This is a genomic window from Agrobacterium sp. DKPNP3 (genome assembly GCF_052686535.1).
Genome location: NZ_JBQYSN010000150.1, coordinates 1 through 6,869 on the forward strand (window position 1 = coordinate 1; position 6,869 = coordinate 6,869).

Consider the following 6,869-nt stretch of genomic DNA (forward strand, 5'->3'; position numbering starts at 1 on the left):
GCGGCTCAGCTGCCAGCGGAACAGCATACGGAAAATCGCCAGCCGCTTCCGGTTGCCGTGCCGGTCCCGCAGCCGGCCTCCGGGCAGGTGGCAGCGGTTGCCGGGCAACCGGCTTCGGATGCGGCAGGTGAGGCGCCGGAAAGTGATGGCAAGGGCGTGACGCTGGCGGCATTTTTCGCAGGGGCTGCCAAGAAGCGCCTGCCAAAGATGATCGAGAGCGGGTCGGCTGATACTACGCAGGTGGCGGCTTTACCGGCAGGGCAGGGGGGAACGATGGGCATTGCGCTATCCGGTCGCTCGGTGATGTCCGATGAGTTCGATGATGCGCATCTCGATGAAGAAGACGACCAGCCGTCCGGCCTGATGAAGCTTGCCTCGCTTTCAGGCCTTACGCGTGTCTCCCCGACCGGGTTGTTTCTCCAGACCGATCACGTCGAGGTCGGCTGTTTCAAGCCGGAACTGGTGCGCATGATCAAGGATGTCGAGCGGCACTATAATAGCCCGGCGATCGTCACCTCGGGTTATCGCCCGCCGAAAGGCATCAGGCAGGGCTCCAAACATTATACGTGTGATGCCGCCGACATTCAGATCAAGGGTGTTTCCAAGTGGGAGCTAGCCACCTATCTGCGGTCCCTGCCGGATCGCGGTGGCGTCGGCACCTATTGCCACACGGAGTCCGTTCATATGGATACGGGCGAGCCAAGAGACTGGAACTGGCGCTGCCGCCGCACCGCCGCGCGTCGCTGATTCCCAACTGATCAGATTGTAAGCCAACGCACGGGCGTGTTAGCCCGCGAGCGCCGCAACCGTGGACGCCAGGCTTTCTTTGCTGTAGGACGCGGCCATCCGATTTTCCGCTTATGGTGCCCGCGAAATGCAGCCGATCTCCACCTTTCCTGTCTATATTATTTCAATCGCCCGTGCGCGGGCGCGGCTGGAGAAAATGCTGGAGGGTGCCTCTGGCCTCGATCTTGATCTGCGGCCGGTCGACGGTGTCGATGGTAAAACCATTGCCCCTGAGAATTGGCGCGATTTCGACCGAAGCGGTTTTGAATTGCGCAATGGCCGCCATGCGCTGCCGGGCGAATATGGTTGTTATGCCAGCCACATCAAGGCGCTGGAACTCTTCCTGTCGACCGATGCGCCCGTCGCCGTCGTCGTCGAAGATGACGTCGCTTTCACGCCTGATTTTTCGGAGCGGGTAAAGGCGATCGTGGCGATCATGCCGGACGATGCGATCGTGAAACTGACAAACCACCGCCGCAAAGGTTTCAAGGGCCGCGGAACCAGCGCGCTTGGCGACAGTTTCGGCCGCTGCATTTACGGCCCGCAAGGGTCTTCCGCATGCTACATCATCTCGCGCCGCGCCGCGCAACGCTTCGTAAACGCCGCGCGCGTCATGACGCTGCCTTTCGACCGCGCTCTGGAATGCGGCTGGGGTTACGGCACAAAGGTCTACGTGACAGACAAGGATTTCCTGCCCTTCGGCGACCCGAATACGCTGGTCGCGACACGAGCGGAATATAAGAAGAGCAAATTCGCGCGCATAAAGCGCGTGCCAGCCTACCTTTCCAGCTTCTACGACAATCTAGCGCGCTACATCTACGCCTATCGCTGACCCGCACAGCTTGAGCTAGATCAACGTCGGGCTCGGCGCGTGGGCGGCGGGAGCCGGCCACGCGATTTCAATCCACCCAATATCAAGCTTTTGACGCATTGCGGCTGACCGACAGGCGCGGAGCGGTTAAGTCTTTCATAAGCAAACGGAAAAGATATTTTGAGGTGGTGAGAGCGCAGGGATTCGAACCCTGGACCTACTGATTAAAAGTCAGTTGCTCTACCGGCTGAGCTACGCTCTCCCGCGGCGGGCTTGGTTGCCCTTCGGAAGTGCGCGGAACATAGGTAGAGCGATCCGTTCGGTCAACCCAAAAAAAGCGGTTTCAACACTCAATACGGTTTTTTTTGTCGCACCCCCAAAAAGGTGATTGGAGAGAGGCGGCGGCTGGGGCTAAAACCGGCTTCAGGCATGTCGGGCCGATGGGTGAAATCCTTTTGCAGCAATGACATGCACGAAATGAATGTGTAAAGCGGCGGCGAATCGAAGGAATCGCATCGGCTTTGCGGGATGCGGAGTTTTTCTTGTCGATCGCCGATATTTCCCTTTTCAGCGCCCTCCTGGCTGGCGCGCTTTCGTTCCTGTCGCCCTGCGTCCTGCCGCTGGTGCCGCCGTACCTCTGTTATATGGCCGGCGTTTCGGTGGAGCAGTTCAGGGCGGAAGATGCGGCGCCGCGGCCAGAGATTCGCCGGGCGGTGTTGCTTTCGGCCTTTTTCTTCACGCTGGGTTTTGCGACCGTGTTTGTGGCGCTTGGGGCAGGCGCCTCGACGATCGGCACCTTGCTGCGCCAGAATCTCGACATTCTCGCCAAGATCGGCGGTTTCATCATCATCCTGATGGGCCTGAACTTCCTCGGTGTTTTCCGCATCGGCCTCTTTGCCCGCGAAGCGCGGTTTCAAAGTGGGGGCAAGCCAGCGACAGTGTCAGGCGCTTATGTGATGGGGCTTGCCTTCGCCTTCGGCTGGACACCCTGCATAGGTCCAGTACTCGGGGCGATCCTGGGTGTCGCCGCCGCGCGTGATACCGTGGGCGACGGCGCGATGCTGCTTGCAGTCTATTCGCTTGGCCTTGCGGTGCCGTTCTGGATCGCGGCGGCGTTTTCCGGGTCGTTCATGCGTTTCCTTGTCCGCTTCCGCCGCCATCTCGGCTTGGTCGAAAAGCTGCTGGGCGTGTTACTGGTGCTCACCGGCCTCGCTTTCATGTCCGGTTTCATCACCAATGTGGCGATCTGGTTCCAGGAGACCTTTCCGATCCTGATGAAAATCGGCTAAGCCTCCGCTGACATATTAGGCGAGGGGAATGATCGTGGCCGATATCGTGGGATTGCTGTTGCCATTTTTCGGCCTGATCTTCATCGGTTACGTGGCGGCGCGTATCACGAAGCAGCCGGTCGAGGCGATGGGCTGGCTGAATACCTTCATCATCTACGCGGCGCTGCCGGCCCTGTTTTTCAAGCTCGTCTCCAAGACGCCGGTGGAAGAGCTGGCGCGGATGGATTTTGTCGCGGCAAGCCTTGCCTGCACCTACGGCGTTTTCATCTTGGTGTTTCTGATCAGCCGCTTTGTGCGGAAAAACAGTCTTTCCGAAACCACGATCCAGAGCTTTGCGGCAAGCTACGGCAACATCGGTTATATGGGGCCGGGCATCGCGCTTCTGGCGCTAGGGGAAAAAGCGGCGGTGCCGGTGGCACTGATCGTCTGTCTTGAAAATGCTGCCCACTTCATCGTGGCGCCAGCGATGATGGCGGTTGCGGGTGGCGACAAGCGCTCGGCAGGCAAACTTGCCCTGGATGTGGCGCGCAAGGTCATCACCCATCCCTTCATCGTCTCGGTCATTGCGGGGTTCCTGGCCGCCTCGCTCTCCCGGCAGCCGCCGGAGGCGGTGCAGCGGCTGGTTGATTATCTGGCACAATCGGCCGCTCCCTGTGCCCTGTTTGCCATGGGCGTGACGCTGGCGTTGCGGCCGATGAAACGGGTGCCGGTGGAGATCAGCTATATCGTGCCCGCAAAGCTTATCCTGCATCCGCTGGCGGCTTATATGCTGCTGTCATCGCTCGGGCGCTTCGAACCGGTCTGGATCTACTCCGCCGTGCTGCTGGCGGCGCTGCCGACCGCGACGAATGTCTTCGTCATCGGCCAGCAATATCACGTCTGGCAGGAGCGGGCGTCGGCAACGATCCTGATTTCGACGGTGCTGTCAGTCTTCACGCTGACGGGGGTGGTTTATTTCATCCAGCCTTTTTGAAGCTGCCGAACAGGAGCGAGGGCAGGGCCTTCAGTCCGCGACCGGGCTCGATGCCCTCGCGCATGACGATGCTCCTGAGTGTGCCGATGCCGGAGAGGACATGCAGGCCCGCCGCCCGAGCCATCTGCACCGGCAGAAAATCCGATAGCAGGGATCGGTTGAGAAGATCGACGCTCAGCGTGCGGCTATAGACGTCCGCGCGCCGCCTGCGGTCGAAACTGCTGCCGGCGTCTGCGGCAATCGGGCGGTCGGAGACGGCGCCCAGCAGTTCGGTCAGGGCAATAATGTCGCGAAGGCTGAGGTTTAGCCCCTGCGCGCCGATAGGCGGGAAGCCGTGCGCAGCCTCGCCGATCAGGGCGACACGACCCTTGCCGAAGCGATGCGCGGTCATGGAGGAGAGCGGCCATGCCTGCACGCTGTCATCGACGGTCACGGTGCCGAGCATCGACTGCATGCGTTCTTCAACCTTAAGGCTCAGCGTATCGAGCGGTAAGGCCGTCAGTTCTTTCGCTTGCTCCGGCGTGACGACCCAGACGAGGCTGGAGCGATCTCCCGGCAGCGGGACCTGTGTGAAAGGCCCGGTCGGCGTGTGGAATTCCGTCGAGACATTGCCGTGCGGGCGGGTGTGGCTGAGGTTCAGAACCACGGCAGTCTGCGGATAGGTCCACGACTTGACGCCGATGCCTGCCGCCTCCCGCACCATCGATTTCCTGCCATCGGCCCCTATCAGAAAATCGGCCGAAACGACCTCTTTGTCCCCAAGCGTTACGCAGACGCGGTCATTGCCGATATCAATCGTCTCCGCTGTCGTTTCCAGCCGCGTGATATTGTTCTCCTGTTCAACCGCTTCGGTGAGAACGCTGAGCAGCGCTTCATTGGGAATGTTCCAGCCAAAAGCATCAAGGCCGATTTCGGACGAGCGAAACTGGACCGTCGGCGCACGCAGCAGTCGGTCCGTGCCGTCAATGATCTGCATGGTCGAAAGGCGAGCCGCCGAAGGGGCTATGCGCTGCCACAGGCCGAGTCGATCCATGAACCGGATGGACTGATCCATCAGCGCCGTGGTGCGCTGGTCCCTGCGGCCGCTGGAGGGAGCGATGAGAACCACATGCCGGCCGGCGCGCGCCAAAGCGATGGCCGCTATCTGGCCCGCAAGGCCCGCACCGGTAATAGCAATATCAAAGTGTCTCATGGTCCTGATCCATTGTTATTTCCGCACCAACATAGTGCCTTTGCCGGGGCAAATCCACATGGGTACGGGAACATGCCATCAAGACGATTCGTTGATGGCCGGGCTATATTAGTCCTAGGATAAGCGAAATCAGCCGGTTGCAAAGCGTGGTGAATGGCCGCATACCGGAAGGAACAGGGCGGATGAATAAACGGGGCGCAGACGCTGACCATGAAAATTTTCAACTACAAGCGTGTTCCCTATGCGGAAATCCGCGCCTTTTCCGTTCATATTCTGACGGCATCCGGCTCATTTCTGGCCTTCCTCGGCGTCGTCGCGGCTTCCGAACACCGCTTCGTGGATATGTTCTGGTGGCTGGGGCTGGCGCTGCTCGTTGATGGCATCGACGGACCCATCGCACGCAAGGTGCGGGTCAAGGAAGTACTGCCAAACTGGTCCGGCGATACGCTGGACAATATCATCGACTATGTCACCTATGTGCTCCTGCCCGCCTTTGCGCTTTACCAGAGTGGCATGATCGGCGAACCATGGTCATTTGTGGCGGCCGGCATGATTGTGGTATCGAGCGCCATCTATTATGCCGATATGGGCATGAAGACCGATGAGTATTTCTTCTCGGGCTTCCCCGTCGTATGGAACATGGTGATCTTTACCCTGTTCGTGATGGATGCCAGCGCGACCACCGCGATGACTGTCGTGACAGTCTCCGTGTTCCTGACATTCCTGCCGATCAACTTCCTGCACCCGGTGCGGGTGAAGCGGCTGCGGCCGCTTAATCTGTTGGTCGTCGCCATCTGGTGCGCGCTTGGCGGTTATGCCCTGCTCATGCACTTCCAGACGCCCACCTGGGCGGTCATCGGTTTTGTGGCGAGCGGCATCTACCTCTATTGCATTGGCGGAATCCTGCAGTTTTTCCCGTCCCTCGGGGCAGAATGATGAAAAGATAAAGCTGTTTATTGTTTGTGCAAATTGCATTTAAGCACCGTCTTTTTCAGTTGTGCGCAGCAGCAAAACAGTTATCAATACATCATGATGGCGCAGCATTGCATACGACTTGCCGCGCGATTGGGAACAATGACCACGGCCGTTGAAACGCCTCGCAGAAGGCATGGATGGCTGGTGAGAGAGGGAACTCGTGACTGGAACTATGGCGCCAGAGGCCGTGCCTCTCCTGTCGGTTCGCAAGCTGACCAAACTTTTCGGCAATTTTGCCGCCTGCAATGGCATTGACCTCGATATCGCGCCGGGTGAAATCCACGCGCTTCTGGGTGAAAACGGCGCCGGCAAATCCACGCTTGTGAAGATGTTGTTCGGCGTTCTCGCGCCAAGCGAAGGCGAGATCGTGTGGCAGGGCCAGCCGGTATCCGTCGGCTCGCCAAGCGAAGCGCGCCGGCTCGGCATCGGCATGGTGTTCCAGCACTTCTCACTGTTCGAAGCGCTGACGGTTGCTGAAAATATCGCCCTGTCGCTTGACCCAAAAATTTCATTGAAGGAAATCGCCAAGGAAGCCGAGACGTTGTCGCGCGCCTATGGCCTGCCGCTTGATCCATACGCGCATGTTGCCGATCTTTCGGTCGGAGAACGCCAGCGGATCGAGATCGTCCGCGCCCTGTTGCAGAACCCGCGCCTCATCATTCTTGACGAGCCGACCTCGGTGCTGACGCCGCAGGAAGCCGACAAGCTGTTTGAGACGCTGGCAAAACTGAAGTCGGAAGGCCGTTCGGTGCTTTATATCAGCCACCGGCTGGAAGAGGTGCAGCGCATTTGCGACCGCGCCACGGTCCTGCGCCACGGCAAGGTGACGGGAGCCTGCGATCC

The 6,869-nt window shown here is 59.7% G+C and carries 7 protein-coding genes and 1 tRNA gene; 6 read left to right on the top strand and 2 right to left on the bottom strand.

Annotation, left to right across the window (positions count from 1 at the left end):
• Both ACUTJJ_RS24225 and ACUTJJ_RS24230 read left to right on the top strand, forming a co-directional pair.
• Nucleotides 1-747: YcbK family protein (locus ACUTJJ_RS24225; protein WP_445543689.1), on the top strand; the 747-nt coding region annotated here is incomplete at its 5' end.
• 127 nt (nt 748-874) lie between these two features.
• A complete protein-coding gene (locus ACUTJJ_RS24230) occupies nt 875-1,618 on the top strand; it encodes a glycosyltransferase family 25 protein (protein WP_445543690.1) in 744 nt (247 codons plus the stop codon).
• A 165-nt stretch (nt 1,619-1,783) separates the two neighbouring features.
• Here ACUTJJ_RS24230 and ACUTJJ_RS24235 read toward each other — a convergent pair.
• Nucleotides 1,784-1,859, bottom strand: a tRNA-Lys gene (locus ACUTJJ_RS24235).
• A gap of 280 nt (nt 1,860-2,139) precedes the next feature.
• On the opposite strand from ACUTJJ_RS24235, the gene ACUTJJ_RS24240 reads away from it, so the two are divergent.
• Entirely contained in the window at nt 2,140-2,886 is a 747-nt protein-coding gene (locus tag ACUTJJ_RS24240) for a cytochrome c biogenesis CcdA family protein (RefSeq protein WP_063949098.1), read from the top strand.
• 34 nt (nt 2,887-2,920) lie between these two features.
• A complete protein-coding gene (locus tag ACUTJJ_RS24245) occupies nt 2,921-3,859 on the top strand; it encodes an AEC family transporter (RefSeq protein WP_445543691.1) in 939 nt (312 codons plus the stop codon).
• On the opposite strand, the gene ACUTJJ_RS24250 is transcribed toward ACUTJJ_RS24245, so the two are convergent.
• Nucleotides 3,843-5,051 carry a UbiH/UbiF family hydroxylase gene (locus tag ACUTJJ_RS24250; protein ID WP_445543692.1) on the bottom strand — a complete coding sequence of 403 codons (1,209 nt, stop codon included), beginning with the start codon at nt 5,049-5,051 and terminating at the stop codon, nt 3,843-3,845. The two genes, ACUTJJ_RS24245 and ACUTJJ_RS24250, sit on opposite strands and share 17 nt — an antisense overlap.
• Before the next feature lie 210 nt (nt 5,052-5,261).
• On the opposite strand from ACUTJJ_RS24250, the gene pcsA reads away from it, so the two are divergent.
• Complete coding sequence (gene pcsA, locus ACUTJJ_RS24255) at nt 5,262-5,987, top strand: phosphatidylcholine synthase (protein WP_063948780.1); 726 nt, start codon at nt 5,262-5,264, stop codon at nt 5,985-5,987.
• Between the two features lie 211 nt (nt 5,988-6,198).
• The coding region (locus ACUTJJ_RS24260) for an ATP-binding cassette domain-containing protein (protein ID WP_445543693.1) at nt 6,199-6,869 on the top strand (671 nt) is incomplete at its 3' end.

Coding starts and splice junctions, on each gene's coding strand:
- ACUTJJ_RS24230 (WP_445543690.1), top strand. CDS start 875: ATGCAGCCGATCTCCACCTTTCCTGTCTATATTATTTCAATCGCCCGT.
- ACUTJJ_RS24250 (WP_445543692.1), bottom strand. CDS start 5,051: ATGAGACACTTTGATATTGCTATTACCGGTGCGGGCCTTGCGGGCCAG.
- pcsA (WP_063948780.1), top strand. CDS start 5,262: ATGAAAATTTTCAACTACAAGCGTGTTCCCTATGCGGAAATCCGCGCC.